General features: G+C 71.9%; 14 protein-coding genes. 9 read left to right on the top strand and 5 right to left on the bottom strand.

Annotated features, from left to right (window positions below):
* Nucleotides 1–56: 56 nt before the first annotated feature.
* From ACFYPG_RS31260 to ACFYPG_RS31225, 8 genes are all read left to right on the top strand, one after another.
* Entirely contained in the window at nt 57–629 is a 573-nt protein-coding gene (locus tag ACFYPG_RS31260) for a DUF3000 domain-containing protein (RefSeq protein WP_357207090.1), read from the top strand.
* 95 nt (nt 630–724) lie between these two features.
* Entirely contained in the window at nt 725–2,053 is a 1,329-nt protein-coding gene (locus ACFYPG_RS31255) for a ribonuclease D (RefSeq protein WP_387354823.1), read from the top strand.
* 216 nt (nt 2,054–2,269) lie between these two features.
* Nucleotides 2,270–3,466 carry a thiolase family protein gene (locus ACFYPG_RS31250; protein WP_387354821.1) on the top strand — a complete coding sequence of 399 codons (1,197 nt, stop codon included), beginning with the start codon at nt 2,270–2,272 and terminating at the stop codon, nt 3,464–3,466.
* Nucleotides 3,463–5,532, top strand: coding sequence for a 3-hydroxyacyl-CoA dehydrogenase NAD-binding domain-containing protein (locus tag ACFYPG_RS31245; RefSeq protein ID WP_387354819.1), 2,070 nt, complete (start codon nt 3,463–3,465; stop codon nt 5,530–5,532). The genes ACFYPG_RS31250 and ACFYPG_RS31245 overlap by 4 nt, the downstream gene beginning before the upstream one ends.
* A gap of 170 nt (nt 5,533–5,702) precedes the next feature.
* On the top strand, nt 5,703–6,563 hold the full coding sequence (locus tag ACFYPG_RS31240; RefSeq protein WP_387354817.1) for a hypothetical protein: 861 nt from the start codon (nt 5,703–5,705) through the stop codon (nt 6,561–6,563).
* A 158-nt stretch (nt 6,564–6,721) separates the two neighbouring features.
* Nucleotides 6,722–7,060 carry a metalloregulator ArsR/SmtB family transcription factor gene (locus ACFYPG_RS31235; RefSeq protein ID WP_355009357.1) on the top strand — a complete coding sequence of 113 codons (339 nt, stop codon included), beginning with the start codon at nt 6,722–6,724 and terminating at the stop codon, nt 7,058–7,060.
* On the top strand, nt 7,057–7,533 hold the full coding sequence (locus tag ACFYPG_RS31230; RefSeq protein WP_387354815.1) for an SRPBCC domain-containing protein: 477 nt from the start codon (nt 7,057–7,059) through the stop codon (nt 7,531–7,533). Before ACFYPG_RS31235 ends, ACFYPG_RS31230 begins: the two co-directional genes overlap by 4 nt.
* A complete protein-coding gene (locus tag ACFYPG_RS31225) occupies nt 7,530–8,156 on the top strand; it encodes a dihydrofolate reductase family protein (RefSeq protein ID WP_387354813.1) in 627 nt (208 codons plus the stop codon). Before ACFYPG_RS31230 ends, ACFYPG_RS31225 begins: the two co-directional genes overlap by 4 nt.
* A gap of 124 nt (nt 8,157–8,280) precedes the next feature.
* On the opposite strand, the gene ACFYPG_RS31220 is transcribed toward ACFYPG_RS31225, so the two are convergent.
* The 3 genes from ACFYPG_RS31220 to ACFYPG_RS31210 all read right to left on the bottom strand — a co-directional run bounded on the left by ACFYPG_RS31220 (nt 8,281) and on the right by ACFYPG_RS31210 (nt 10,799).
* A complete protein-coding gene (locus tag ACFYPG_RS31220; protein ID WP_355009354.1) occupies nt 8,281–8,718 on the bottom strand; it encodes a VOC family protein in 438 nt (145 codons plus the stop codon).
* A 240-nt stretch (nt 8,719–8,958) separates the two neighbouring features.
* Complete coding sequence (locus ACFYPG_RS31215; RefSeq protein WP_355009353.1) at nt 8,959–10,134, bottom strand: HAMP domain-containing sensor histidine kinase; 1,176 nt, start codon at nt 10,132–10,134, stop codon at nt 8,959–8,961.
* A complete protein-coding gene (locus tag ACFYPG_RS31210; RefSeq protein ID WP_355009352.1) occupies nt 10,131–10,799 on the bottom strand; it encodes a response regulator transcription factor in 669 nt (222 codons plus the stop codon). Before ACFYPG_RS31210 ends, ACFYPG_RS31215 begins: the two co-directional genes overlap by 4 nt.
* A gap of 141 nt (nt 10,800–10,940) precedes the next feature.
* Between ACFYPG_RS31210 and ACFYPG_RS31205 the strand changes: the two genes are divergently transcribed.
* Nucleotides 10,941–12,092: a peptidase C39 family protein gene (locus ACFYPG_RS31205; protein WP_387354810.1), complete on the top strand. Its 1,152-nt coding sequence runs from the start codon at nt 10,941–10,943 to the stop codon at nt 12,090–12,092.
* Here the strand turns inward: ACFYPG_RS31205 and ACFYPG_RS31200 are convergent, their stop codons facing one another.
* Together ACFYPG_RS31200 and ACFYPG_RS31195 are read right to left on the bottom strand one after the other, a co-directional pair.
* Nucleotides 12,093–13,370 (bottom strand): PQQ-binding-like beta-propeller repeat protein, encoded by a 1,278-nt coding sequence (locus ACFYPG_RS31200; protein WP_355009350.1) that lies wholly within the window; start codon nt 13,368–13,370, stop codon nt 12,093–12,095. It lies immediately after the preceding gene.
* On the bottom strand, nt 13,367–14,665 hold the full coding sequence (locus tag ACFYPG_RS31195; RefSeq protein ID WP_387354808.1) for a PQQ-binding-like beta-propeller repeat protein: 1,299 nt from the start codon (nt 14,663–14,665) through the stop codon (nt 13,367–13,369). Before ACFYPG_RS31195 ends, ACFYPG_RS31200 begins: the two co-directional genes overlap by 4 nt.
* Nucleotides 14,666–14,746 lie beyond the last annotated feature (81 nt).

The following is a 14,746-nucleotide window of genomic DNA, read 5'->3' as shown; positions in this document are numbered from 1 at the left end:
TCCGAGCGTCGGCGCGCCGTCGAAGCGGGCGACGGACGGCGGCATAGGCTGCCGACATGGCCCCCCCGATCGCGCTCCCGGAGACGTTCGCCCGCGCGGTCGCCGGGCTGCGGTCGGCCGCCCCCCGGCCGGAGATCACCCTGGAGGAGGTCGGTGCCCCCCAGCGACTGGCCCCGTACGCGTTCGCGCTCGCCGCGACAGTGCTGCGCGACGACGACGAGGTGGCGACCGGTCGGCTGATCCTGTTGCACAACCCGGTCGGGCACGAGGCGTGGCAGGGCACCCTGCGGCTGGTCACCTACGTGACAGCCGAGTTGGAGGTCGATCTGGCCGCCGACCCGCTGCTGCCCGGGGTCGGCTGGACGTGGCTGACCGACGCGTTGGACGCCCAGGACGCCGGCCACCGGGCGATCGGTGGAACGGTGACGCAGACCATGTCGACCCGGTTCGGCGATCTCGCCGGGCCACCGACCATCGGCGACATCGAGATCCGCGCGTCCTGGACGCCGGTCGACGACGACCTGACACCGCACCTGCTCGGCTGGTGCGCCCTGCTCGCCTCCACCGCCGGTCTCCCCCCACCGGGCGTCACCGCCCTCGCCGACCGCCGCCCGGCTGGCGCAGCCTGACGTTCGGCCCTCGGGAGGACATCTTGCGGACACCTGATCGACACACGCCGGACCGGCTGCACCCGCCGGATCTCCGCGCGCACTAGGGTTGGCAGGTGACCGACGAACCACCCCTGCGCCGTCGGCCCACCGAAGACCTTCCGGGAAACGCACCCCAGCACCCGCCGTCGGCCCAGCCGCAGCCGGCGGGCGTGGGAGCTGACCCGGCCGACGGTGGGCCCGTTCCGCTGATCGCCCCGCGTGACGGCACCCCCGATCCGGTGGCCGCCCCGGCCGAGCTTGCCGAGGTCGTGGCCCGCTTCGCGGCGGGCACCGGCCCGGTCGCGCTGGACGCCGAACGGGCTTCCGGCTACCGCTACAGCCAACGGGCCTACCTCGTGCAACTTCGCCGGGCCGGTGCGGGCACGGCGCTGATCGACCCGCTGCCACTGCCCGACCTCAGCGCACTGGACGCCGTGATCGGTGAGGCCGAGTGGGTCCTCCACGCGGCCAGCCAGGATCTGCCCTGCCTGGCCGAGGTGGGGTTGCGTCCACGCCGACTGTTCGACACCGAGCTGGCGGCTCGGCTGGCCGGGTTCGAACGCGTCGGGCTGGCCGCGCTCACCGAACAGCTGCTCGGGTTCACCCTGGAGAAGCACCACTCGGCGGCCGACTGGTCGAGCCGACCGCTGCCCGAGTCGTGGTTGACGTACGCCGCCCTCGACGTGGAGCTGCTCACCGACCTGCGCGACGCGCTGGACGCCGAGTTGACCCGGCAGGGCAAGTCGGCCTGGGCCGCGGAGGAGTTCGCCGCGCTGGTCCGCACCGGGGCACGCCCGCCCCGGGTTCGGGCGGAGCCGTGGCGGCGCACCTCGGGCATCCACCGGCTGCGGGGGGCGCGGGCGCAGGCCCGGGTCCGCTCGATGTGGTACGCCCGGGACCAGATCGCGTCCCGGCGCGACGCCGCTCCCGGTCGGGTGCTGCCCGACTCGGCGATCATCGCCGCGGCCGAGCTGGACCCGAAGGACGAGAAAACCCTGCTGACCCTGCCCGGCTTCGGCGGTCGGTCGGTCCGTCGGCTGGCCCGCACCTGGCTCGCCGCGCTCGACGACGCCCGGCAGCTACCGGAGGATTCCCTGCCGGTCTCGCCGGCCGTGGAGGGCCCGCCCCCGCCGCATCGATGGGCCGAGCGGGACCCGGTGGCGGCCGGTCGGCTGGCCCGCTGCCGGGAGGTCGTGATCCGCATCGCCGGCGAGCACAACCTGCCGCCGGAAAACCTGATCACTCCGGATTCGGTCCGCCGGCTGGCCTGGACCCCGCCGGAGGAGATCACCGAGGAGTCGGTGGCGGAGACCCTGCGCGGCCTCAACGCCCGCGAGTGGCAGATCGGCCTCCTCACCCCCGACCTGGCCGAAGCCCTGACCCCAATAACCCCAACCCCCTAACACCCCCCACCCCCACCCGCCCCGCCCCGCCCCCGCCCCCGCCCGTTGATCATGAAGTTATTGCCAGGACACGCCGATGCCGATGGCAACAACTTCATGATCAACGGGGCGTTGGCGCGCGCCGGTGTGGGGTGGGCCACAGCGGGGGGTGGGGGACGGGGTTGGTTACTGGCGAGTAGCATTCGGGGCAACGTGCCCCTCGGCTAGGAGGCTCAAGTGCCCCGTGAAGTTCGCGATGTCGTCTTCGTCGACGGCGTCCGTACCCCGTTCGGCAAGGCGGGTGGCATGTACGCCAACACCCGCGCCGACGACCTGGTGATCCGCTGCATCCGGGAACTGCTGCGTCGTAACCCGCAGCTGCCCCCGGAGCGGGTCGAGGAGGTCGCCATCGCGGCCACCACCCAGATCGGCGACCAGGGCCTCACCATCGGCCGCACCGCCGCCCTGCTGGCCGGGCTGCCCAAGACCGTTCCCGGCTTCGCCATCGACCGGATGTGCGCGGGGGCGATGACAGCGGTCACCACCGTGGCCAGCGGCATCGCCATGGGCGCGTACGACATCGCCATCGCCGGTGGCGTCGAGCACATGGGCCGCCACCCGATGGGTGAGGGCGTCGACCCCAACCCGCGCATCATCGCGGAAAAGCTGGTCGACCCGTCCGCGCTGGTGATGGGCTCCACCGCGGAGAACCTGCACGACCTGGTCCCGCACATCACCAAGGCCCGCACCGACGCGTTCGCGCTCGCCTCGCAGCAGAAGACCGCCAAGGCGTACGCCAACGGCAAGCTCCAGGACGACCTGGTGCCGATGTCGATCCGCGACGCGGAGGGCGGCTGGGGCCTGGCAAGCGTGGACGAGGCCCCGCGGGACACCTCGCTGGAGAAGCTGGCCACCCTGAAGACCCCGTTCCGCCCGCACGGCAAGGTCACCGCGGGCAACGCGGCCGGCCTGAACGACGGCGCCACCGCGAGTCTGCTGGCCGACGAGGCCACCGCCCGCGAGCTGGGTCTGCCGGTCGCCATGCGGCTGGTGTCATTCGGCTTCGTCGGAGTCGAGCCGGAGGTGATGGGCGTCGGCCCGATCCCGTCGACGGAGAAGGCGCTGCGCCTCGCCGGGCTCAGCATCGACGACATCGGCCTGTTCGAGCTGAACGAGGCCTTCGCCGTGCAGGTGCTCGCCTTCCTCGACCACTTCGGCATCGCCGACGACGACGCGCGGGTCAACCCGTGGGGCGGTGCGATCGCCATCGGTCACCCCCTCGCGTCCTCCGGCGTACGGCTGATGACGCAGCTGGCCCGCCAGTTCGCCGAGCACCCGGAGGTCCGCTACGGCCTCACGGCGATGTGCATCGGCATCGGCATGGGCGGCACGGTCATCTGGGAGAACCCGCACTGGACGGAGGGCGACAAGTGAGCGCACTGGCCGCACCGAACGAGGTCGTCACCCGGGCGCTGCTGCGCCAGGTGAACGTGCCGGGGCTGGACCGGCCCGCCGCCCTGATCACGCTGGACAACGGCTTCGACCACACCAAGCCGAACACCTTCGGCCCGGGTGGGTTGGCCAGCCTGGACGAGGCGATCACCGCCGCGCTCGCCGCCGACCCGGCGTTCATCGCGGTCACCGGCAAGCCGTACATCTTCTGCGTGGGCGCGGACATCGTCGGCCTGCCGCAGCTCGCCGACCGCGCGCAGGCGCTGGAGATCGGCCGGCTGGGTCACCGGGTCTTCGCCCGGCTCAAGGACAGCACCGTCCCCACCTTCGCGTTCGTCAACGGCGCGGCGATGGGCGGCGGCCTGGAGCTGGCGCTGCACTGTCACTACCGGACGCTCTCCGGTGGTGCGGCGGCTCTGGCCCTGCCCGAGGTCTCCCTCGGCCTGGTGCCGGGCTGGGGCGGCACCCAGCTGCTGCCGAACCTGATCGGCATTCCCGCCGCCACCCAGGTGATCATCCAGAACCCGCTGATGCAGAACAAGATGCTCAAGCCGAAGCAGGCCGCCGAGCTGGGCATCGCGGACGTCCTGTTGGAGCCGGCGGACTTCCTGGAGCGGTCCCTGGAGTGGGCTGCCGGCGTGGTCCGGGGTCAGGTCACAGTGACCCGACCCGAGGTCGACAAGGACATGTGGGCGGGCGTGCTCTACTTCGCCCGGGAGACGCTGAACCAGCGGCTGCACGGTGCAGTCCCGGCCGCGTACAAGGCGCTCGACCTGCTGGAGGCGGCGAAGGACGGCGACTTCGCCGCCGGCACCGCCGCCGAGGACGAGGCCCTCGCGGATCTGGTCTTCTCCGAGGAGCTGCGCAGCGGCCTGTACGCGTTCGACCTGGTGCAGCGGCGGGCCAAGCGCCCGGCCGGCGCACCGGACAAGGGCCTGGCTCGCACGATCACCAAGGTCGGCATCGTCGGCGCGGGTCTGATGGCCAGTCAGCTGGCGCTGCTGTTCGCGCGCCGCCTCCAGGTGCCGGTGGTGATGACCGACCTCGACCAGTCCCGGGTGGACAAGGGCGTCGGTTACGTGCACACCCAGATCGAGAAGGCCGTCACCAAGGGCCGGATGGACAAGGGCACCGCCGCCAAGCTGTACGGCCTGGTCAGTGGCACTGTCGACAAGAGCGCCTTCGCGGACGCCGACTTCGTCATCGAGGCGGTCTTCGAGGACCTGGGTGTCAAGAAGCAGGTCTGGGCCGAGTTGGAGAAGATCGTCTCCCCGGAGGCGGTGCTCGCCACCAACACCAGTTCGCTGTCGATCACCGAGATGGCCGCCGAGCTGGAGCACCCGGAGCGGGTGGTCGGCTTCCACTTCTTCAACCCGGTGGCGGTGCTGCCGCTGCTGGAGATCGTCCGGGGTGAACGCACCGACGACGTCACCCTCGCTACCGCGTTCGCGGTCGGCAAGCAGCTCAAGAAGTCGAGCGTGCTGGTCAAGGACGCTCCGGCGTTCGTGGTGAACCGGCTTCTCACCCGCTTCCTGGGCACCGTCTTCGCCGCCGTCGACGCCGGCACCCCGCTGGACGTGGCGAACAGCGCACTGGACCCGCTGGGCCTGCCGATGCGTCCGCTCGCCTTGCTCCAGCTGGTCGGGCCGGCCGTCGCGTACCACGTGGGCGGCACCCTGCACACCGCGTACCCGGACCGGTTCGGGGTCAGCGAGAACCTCAAGCGGATCGCCGACTCCGGTCAGCCGATCGTGGTCGACGACCAGGTCAACGAGGAGGTCGCCAAGCTGCTCGTGGTGGGTGACCAGCCGTTGACCGCCGAGCAGGTACGCCAGAACGCCCTCGACGCGCTCGCGCAGGAGATCCGGCTGATGCTGGACGAGGGCGTGGTCGCCGAGGCGCAGGACATCGACCTGTGCATGATCCTGGGCGCCGGCTGGCCGTTCCACCTGGGCGGTGTCACGCCGTACCTGGACCGGACCGGCACCTCCGAGCGGGTCACCGGCCAGCGGTTCCTGCCGCGCGGCGCGGCGAGCCTGCCCGCCTGACAGATCGCAGCACCACGGTCGCGGTGGTCGGACCGTCCCTATCGGACGGACCGGCCACCGCGACCGTTTGTGATCAGACGATTGCGGGATGCGGGTTTTCGCGGGGACGGCGGCGGGCATCGCGCCGGGTTAGGATCACGCGTTTTGCAACCCCATCTTGGAGCTGACTGATGTCTCAGCCGCCGGCCAATCCCTACGGCCCGCCGCACGATTCCCCCGACCCGTCGCAGCAGCCGGGCCAGCAGCCTGGCGGGTGGCCGCCGCCGCAGCAGCAGGGACAGCCGCAGCAGCCCGGTGGTTTCCCGCCCGCGCAGCCGGGTCAGCCGTACGCGCAGCAGGGCTTCCCGCCCGCGCAGCCCGGTTTCCCGCCGGCCCAGCCTGGCTTCCCACAGGCCCAGCCTGGCCAGCCGTACGGTGACCCGAACTTTGCCGGCGGTCCTCCCCCGGCGAAGAAGTCGAACGTCGGCAAGATCGTGCTGATCGTGTTGGCAGTGGTGCTGGTGCTCTGCGTCGGCGGCGCGGCGATCACCTGGCTCGTCGTCAAGGACGACGTGGGCGCCGTGGTGGACGCCAGCAAGACCCGGGTCGTCGCACCGACCACCCTCGCCGGCCGGCCGAAGCTCACCAACCCGGAGCTCCTGAGGGCCGCCGAGCAGGCGGTCGCCGGGATGAAGACGGCGGCGGGGAACGAGACGAGCACGGTCGCCGCCTTCTACGGCGACCCGACCAAGCAGGACCTCGTCATGATCGCGGGCGTGTCCGGGCTGCTGTCGGACCCGAAGAAGGAGCTGGACGCCTATGTGGACGGCCTGTCCAAGCAGCTGACGGTGGACACGATGACGGCCGTCGACGCCGGCCCGCTCGGCGGTGAGGCGCGTTGCGGCGACGGCAAGGCCAAGACCGTGCCGCTGGGCATCTGCGTCTGGGCCGACCGGGGCAGCCTGGGCATGGTGGTGATGTACTTCAAGTCCGCCGACCAGGCGAAGGCCGAGTTCACCACGATCCGGGGCCAGGTCGAGCAGCAGTCCTGATCCGTACGCGACCGGGGCCCCGGCCACCTTCGGGTGGCCGGGGCCCCGATTGCTTCTCCTGAAGCACGCCAACCGACCGGCGGGGCGTCAGCGCACTCCCTGCGGCCGCCAATACTTTGCCCTTGCGCTAAGTATCATCTCCCGAAATACTTAGCCGCATGGCACAGTATTCGGCGCATCTCGACGGCGTGTTCGTCGCCCTCGCCGACCCGACCCGGCGCTGGGTCATCCGACGCCTCGGCCACGGTCCGACAAGCGTCGGCGACCTCGCCCGCGAGCTTCCGATGACCCTTCCCTCGTTCATGAAGCACGTGCGGACGCTCGAGTCGAACGGACTGATCCACACGACCAAGTCCGGCCGGGTGCGCACCTGCGTGCTCAACCGCGAGCGCCTCGCTGTCGTCGACGACTGGCTCGCGGAGCAGCGCAGGGTCTGGGAAGAGCGCACGGATCGCCTGGAACGCCTCGTCACCGATCAGCAGGAGAACCAGCAATGAATCCCGACCTGGACCTGACCATGACGCGGGTCATCCGCGCCCCTCGCGCCACCGTGTGGGCCGCCTGGACCGACCCGTCCCGCTTCGAGAAGTGGTGGGTACCGGTGCCGGCGCTGTGCCGCGTCGACCGCTTGGACGTCCGGCCCGGTGGCGCACTCGTGACCCGACTGAGCGAGGACGGGGTGGAGTTCGTCCCGCACCTCGACGCGTGCTTCCTCGTCGTCGACGACCTCGAACGGATCGTGTTCACCAACGTGATCGACAGCGCCTGGCGGCCCGCGAACCCCACCCCGGTCCCGATGACGGCGGAGATCACCATGAAGGACCATCCGGACGGCACCGACTACCGGATCATCGTCCGCCACGGCGATCCCGCCGCTCGTGACCTTCACGAGAAGATCGGCTTCGCGGACGGCTGGGGCTCGGTCACCGAACAACTCGCCGGGCTCGCCGAGGGCCAGGAGGCGCTGTGAAGATCGTCCTTACCGAGTTCGTCACTCTCGACGGCGTCAGCCAGGGGCCCGGCTCGCCGACCGAGGACACGAGCGGCGGCTTCGCCCTGGGCGGCTGGCTCGTGCCCTACCTGGACGAGGTCTTCGTCCGCCGTACCTCGGAGTGGTTGGGTCTCGCCGACGGTCTGCTGCTCGGACGGCGGACCTACGAGGCGTTCGCTCGCGACTGGCCGCAGATCACCGACCCGAACGATCCGTTCACTGAACGGATGAACTCACTACCGAAGTACGTCGTGACCAACACCCTGACGGAGGGTGGTTGGCACCCGACGACAGTGCTCCACGGCGACCCGATCCACAGCGTCGGGGAGCTCAGGGCGCAGCCAGGACGGGAGCTCCAGATTCACGGAAGCGCACGACTTGGCAAGGCTCTGTTGTCAGCTGGCCTCGTCGACACCCTCCGACTCGTCATGGCCCCCACCGTGGCCGGCTCCGGGCGGCGGCTGCTCGACCACCCGAACGCACCCGTCGGCCTCCGACTGGTTCACCACGAAGCTACGGCGAAGGGCTTGCTCCTGCTCGAGTACGAGCATGTCGGCACCGCCCCGACGGCGCAGTACGAAGGCGCGACAGCCTTCGTCTAGTCACCGCGACACGACACGGCCCGGCCACCGCCCGAATCTCGCGATCAGGTCCCGCCCCGACAGCGGGAAGCCGGGGCACCGGCCACGCGAAGGTGGCCGGTGCCCCGGTGCCGTACGTCGACCATCAGGCCGGTTCGGCAACCTCCGACGTGGCGAGCGCCGCCGCCGCTGCCCGCGCCGCCGCCGCTGCCGCCCGCTCGGCGGCGTTGCCGAGCACGCAGAACTCGTTGCCCTCCGGGTCGGCGAGCACCACCCAACCTCCACCGGTCGGGCTGACGTGGTCGGCGACGAGCCTCGCGCCGATGCCGAGCAGTCGCTCGACCTCCTCGGCCCGGGTCCGGTCGGCGGGTTGCAGGTCCAGGTGCAGCCGGTTCTTCACCGTCTTGCCCTCGGGCACCGCGATGAACAGCACCTCGGGGCCACCCGGGGGCAGAAGCATCGCCTCCGGGTCGCCCGGGAAGTCGTCGGGCTGCCGGGGGCAGTCGAAGACCTGCGACCAGAAGCCGGCGAGGGCGTACGTGTCGTGACAGTCGATGCTGATGTTGTGGATCGTCGAACTCACAGTGGTCCTCCACGGTGGTGACGTGGTGCGGCCCCGGGTACCCGGCGCACCACGCAGGAACTGGATCCCCTTCGAGTGGGCGATCAGCGCCCGACCCGTGCGGGGGCGCTCCGCCTCCGGGACGTCAGCCGACGCTGACCCGGGGCGCGGAGCCGAGACTGGTGGACATCGACGCACCCCCTTCCCTGTCGAGCTGACCCGGCGATCTTGCCATCGGCCGAGCGAGGTGCGCAACCCCGATCAGCCGGCGGCGGAAACCGTTCCGGGCACGGCCGGGGCGTCCGACGACGGGAGGGTGACAGTGACCTCCAAGCCCCCGCCGGCCTGCGCGACCACCCGTACGGTGCCGCCGTGCGCGGTGCAGACCGCCCGGACGATGGACAGCCCCAGGCCGGAGCCACGGGCACCGGTGCGTTCCCGGCCACCACGGCGGAACGGCTCGAACAGCCCCGGCACGTCGGCCTGGTCCACCTCGAAACCGGTGTTCCCCACCACCAGCCAGGACCGGTCACCGTCGGTGCCGGTACGCACCCAGAGCCGACCGTGCAGGTGGTTGTAGCGGACCGCGTTCTCGATCAGGTTTCCGGCCAACCGGTCGAGCAGCCCCGGATCGCCGACGACCGGCGCGGACTCCAGCGACGTCTGCACCCGCAGGCCGATCCGTTCCACCTCGCGGCGCATTGCCGACAGCGCGTTGGCGGTGCCCGCGGCGAGGTCACACTCGGTACGCCTGCCGAGCTGCCGCCCGGCCTGCGCCTCGCTGCGGGCCAGCACCAGCAACGCGTCCACCAGGCCGTTGGCCCGCTCGGAGGCGTCGCGGACCACCGTCGCCATCCGTCGATACTCGGCGGCATCCGCGTCGTCGTCGCTGAGCGTAACGTCGATCTCCGTGCGCATCACCGCGAGCGGGGTACGTAGCTCGTGCGAGGCGTTCGCCACGAAACGCTTCTGGGCCTCGAAGGCGGACGCGATCCGGTCCAGCATGGCGTCGAACGTCTTGGCCAGCTCGGCCACCTCGTCGTCGGCGCCCGAGTAGCCGATCCGCTGGTCCAGGGTCGCCTCGCCCAGCCGCTGGGCGGTCGCCGTGACCTGGTGCAGTGGGCGCAGCGCCCGACCGGCCACCGCGTACGCGCCGGCCACCCCGACCACGCTGATCGCCAGCAGCGCGACCAGGCCCTTGGCCAGCAGTTCCCCGGAGGCGGCATCGACCAACTGCCGCTGCCACTCGGCGGCGTCCATCCGCCGACCGTCGGAGAGCAGCACGATCGTGCCGGGCACCAACTCGTCGGTGGGTCGCAACGCGTCGCGGACCAGCAGCCAGGCCAGCAACACCAGGATCGCTCCGGCCCCGACCAGCAGCACCCCGTTGAGCAGGGTCAGCCGCAACCGCAGAGTGGGTCGCAGCCGGCGGCTCACGCGCTCACCTCGGCGGTGCGGTAGCCCGCACCGACCACCGTCTCGATCAACGGCGGCTCGCCGAGCTTCTTGCGTAGCGTCATCACGGTGACCCGGACGATGGTGGTGAACGGGTCGGTGTTCGCGTCCCAGACGCGTTCCAGCAGCTCCTCGCTGGAGACCACCGCGCCACGCGCCCTGAGAAGTTCGCTGAGCACCCCGAACTCCTTGTTGGTGAGGTCCACCGGCACCCCGGCGCGGGTGGCCACCCGGCGGGCCGGGTCGAGCACCAGGTCGGCCAGTTCGAGCACCGGAGGCGCGGCCGGGGTGGCCCGCCGGCCCAGTGCCTGCACCCGGGCGACCAACTCGTCGAAGGCGAACGGTTTGGGCAGGTAGTCGTCAGCGCCGAGCTGCAAGCCCTCCACCCGGTCGGCCACCGTGCCGCTGGCGGTGAGCATCAGCACCCGGGTCAACGCGCCGGAGGACGCCAGGTCGGCGCAGATCTGGTCGCCGTGCACACCCGGCAGGTCGCGGTCGAGCACCACCACGTCGTACCGGGTGACGAACGCCGCCTCGTGGCCGGCGTCGCCGTCGTACGCCACGTCGACAGCCATGCCCCGCTTGCGCAACCCCCGCGCGATCGCGTCGGCGAGGTTGCGCTCGTCCTCGACCACCAGTACCCGCATCCCGGCCTCCTCGCTGCTGACCACCGACAACCTAGTGCCGGCGGGCAACCATCGTCCCTCGCCGTCCGCGCCGGCCGGCGTTGCGGGCCACCGCGGCGTACGCGATGCTGGCCGGCGGTATCGAGCGACGGACGGACTGGCATGACCACTGCGGCACCACCCACCCGGCGGGACATCGCCTACCGGGGTTTCCACCTGCCGGCCGACCTGACCAGCGGCAGCGGCGACGGCCTGCTCGCCGACGGTCGAGGGCTCGTCCTCGACGGCGTCGCCGAACGGGGCACCTGGACGTCACCGCCGGTACCTGTCGGCTTCGCCGTCGCCGAGGTGGTGCCGTCCTGGACGGCGGACACCCCCGACGGCTCCTGGATCGAGGTCGACCTGCGCGGCTGGCACGACGACGCGCCCAGCACCGACTGGTACCGGCTGGCCCGCTGGGCCGCCGGCGACGACACCGTACGGCGGACCTCGCTGCCCGGACAGCGCGACAGTGCCGCCCGGGTCGACACCGACACCCTGATCGTGACCGGAGCGACGGTCACCGGTTGGCAGACGCGGGTGACCTTGTGCCGGCCCGCCGGCAACCCGACCGGCCCGGTGCTGCGCAGCATCGGCGCTGTCGCCACCGGCCCCGCGACGGTCGACCAGGGGTACGCGGGGGAACCTGTCTCGTCCGCTGCCTGGGGCCGGGTGCTGGACGTGCCCCGCTACTCACAGCGGCTGCACGCCGGCCAGTACCCGCAGTGGGGTGGTGGCGGGGACTCCTGGTGCAGCCCCACCTGCACCTCGATGGTGCTCGCCTACTGGGGCGCCGAGCCGACGCCGGACCGCTACGCCTGGGTGGAGCCGTCCGGCCCGCGTCCGGTGGTGGTCCACGCCGCCCGGCACTGCTACGACCACGCGTACGCCGGGGCCGGCAACTGGCCGTTCAACACCGCGTACGCCGGTCTGCACGGGGTGGACGCGTTCGTCACCCGGCTGCGGTCGCTGGTCGAGGCGGAGGAGTTCGTCGTCGCCGGCATCCCCCTGATCGTCTCCGCCGCGTTCCGGGCCGACGAGGTGCCGGGGCTCGGGTACGACACCGGTGGGCACCTGATGGTCCTGGTCGGTTTCAGCGCCGACGGCGACCCGGTGCTCAACGACCCGTACGCCCCGGACGACGACGCGGTCCGCCGCACAGTGCCCCGGCAGGCGTTCGAGGCGGTCTGGCAACGGGGCAGCGGTGGGGTGGCGTACGTGCTGCGACCCCCGTCGGTGCCGCTGCCCCCGCCACCCGCCCAGGCCAACTGGTGATCAGTCGGTCAGTTTCCAGAGCTGGTACCCGCCGGCCGCACTGCACACCAGGTAGCCGGTGATCGCCTGACACTCCCCGGTGGCGTCGGGCAGCACGTCCACGATGCGCACCTCTCCGGCGCCGACGTCCAACTCACCGACGAGCACCCCTGCGTCGGGGTGCCGCCGTATGCCGACCAACCGGCCGCCGGGACCGAGTTGGTACAGCTCCCACCGGCCCAGGTCGGCCACCTGCTGGCCGGTCAGCGCATCGAGCACGATGTACTGCTCCAGCGGACCGATTCCGCTGATGTTGGCCATCAGCCGGCCGCCGGTAGGCCAGGCCCACCCCCACTGGGTGCTGCTCCAGCGCACCTCGCCGGTCGCCGGGTCGAGCGCCTGTAGCTCGTTGTTGCCGGTGCGCACGCACAGGACGGGGCCGCAGTCCAGCGCGAAGTCGACGTGGAGCCGGGCGCGGGTCCAGCGGGCCTCAAGCTGATCCAGCCCGTACGCGGTGACAGTGCCCGAGCCTCTGTCGATGGCCAGCAGCAGGTCCTTCGTCAGGTCCAGGCCGATCCGACCACCGTCGGGCGGGCGCAGGTCGGCGCGGGCCAGCACCGCGCCGGTGATCGCGTCGCGTACCTCGACCGGCCCGTCCGCCTCGCTGAGCACCACCCGGTCCACCCCGCGCTCGGTGCCCCGCACAGTCGTCTCGGCGCTGGCGCCGGAGAGCTGCCAACGCACGGTGCCGCAGCACGGATCGACCGCGCGCAGAGTGGACGGTAAGGTCTCGCCGCCGCTACGCAGCAGCACGTTGCCGTCGGTCAGCTTGGAGACGGTGCCTGGCTGCTGCCACCGGTGCGCCCCGGTCGCCCGATCCAGCGCGACGGTGATCGTGTCCCGACCATCCGGGCCGATCTCGTAGCCGGTGGCCAGCAGCATCCCGGCCAGCGGGGTCATCCCCCAGTACCTGGCCTCCGCCGACAGCGGCGCCTGCCAGACCGGCTCGCCGCCGGGTAAGCGGTAGGCGGACACCCGCGCCCGTCGGGTCGTGGTGTTGGTCGGCTCCAGGACCAGGAGGAGGTCACCGTCGACCATGACGTCGGACCCGGATCGAACCGGCAGCGTCACCGGGGCCGGCCGGGATGGTGTGACGACAGAGCCGGCGAGCGTGACGAGCGCGAGCACCACGACCAGCGCCACGCGCAGCGGACGACCATGAGCGCGGGGCGGGCGGGGCACCGGGTCCGGGTCCGGGTCGTGCCGCAGCTCACCGAGGTCGATCACCGGCCCGGTCATCGCGTCAACCGCCACAGCGCGGTGGTGCCGTCGAGGCGCTGGCAGAGCAGGACCGGCAGGGACGCCTGGCAGCTGCCGGCGATACCCGGCAGCACGTCGACGATCCGCGTCCGACCGGCCACCAGGTCCAGTTCGGCGACGACCATCCGACCGTCGTCACTTCGCCGCACACCGACCAGCGGATCGTCCGGCCCCAGCACCGGCATCAGACTCCACACGCCCAGTTCGATTCGTACCTGCCCGGTGGCCGCGTCCCGCACCGCGTACCCCTGGCCGGGCCTGGCCATCAGCAGCCGACCGTACCGGACGTCGGCCAGGACGTCCTGGCCCGGTTCCGACCATTGCACCGAGCCGGTGGCCGGGTCGAGCACCTGGAGGCCGCCGGTCTGCGGCACCGCGCAGAGCAGACCGCCGCATTCGAGCACATGCGACACCAACGTCACCTCCGCCGTCCACCGTGGCTCCAACTCGGCCAGCCCGAAGCTCACCAGCCGGGTGCTGCCCGGCGGAACGAGCAGCAGCAGGTCGTCGACGATCTGCACCCGCTGGTACGCCGACCGGTCACCGGGCAGCGTGTCGATGCTGCGCAGCAGCTGGCCGGTGCCGGCGTCGTGCACCTGCACCTCGCCGGTCGGTTGCAGGAGCACGAACCGGTCGACCTGCCCCTCGGAAGTGTGGTGGTAGGTGGGGCTGGCGGCCGGCGGGAGCGGCACCGACCAGAGCACCAGGCCGGTGTCGGGCTCGACCCCGCTCATCGCGCCCGACCCGTCCTCTCGGCCATTGGTCACCAGCAGGCCACCGCCGGGGGTCGGCTGGGGAGCACCGGGATGCTGCCAGCGTTGCTGGCCCGTCGCGCTGTCGAAGGCGGTGGTCTGGAACCGCCGGTTCGGGGCGTTGACCGCCAGCGCCAGCACCAGACCCCGTTCGACCCGGACCTCGAGGTAGTTGGCCGTGCGGGCCACCGGCGCCTGCCACCGCCGCCGCACCCCGACGCCGGTCGGTGCCGGCTGGGCGTACGCGGTCAGGTACCGCTCCCCGTCGGGTGCCGGCGGATCGACCACGTAGACCCCGTCCCCGGCCAGATACGCGGTGGCCATCCGCGACCCCGGCACCACGCTCACCGTGCGCTGCGTCGGCGGCGCGGCACCGGCCAGCATCACCAGGCTGAGAAGCAACACAGTCGCGCTGCGCATCGGGCGACCGACGGCGCGCGGGCGGCGAACCGGAGGTGCCGACGCGGGCTCGTCGCTGATCTCGCCCAGCTCGATGATCGACAACGACCGTCCTTCCGTCACCAGGTAAGGCTGGCCGACGAGTCACCGTCCGGCAAACCGACCGTCAGCGCACCGGCCCGGCAAAAGTGACGGAACCCCGCC

Origin of the sequence: Micromonospora sp. NPDC005553 (genome assembly GCF_042871765.1) — a bacterium.
In the GTDB taxonomy this organism is placed as follows: domain Bacteria; phylum Actinomycetota; class Actinomycetes; order Mycobacteriales; family Micromonosporaceae; genus Micromonospora.
This window is presented reverse-complemented; position numbering and strand designations above follow the sequence as displayed.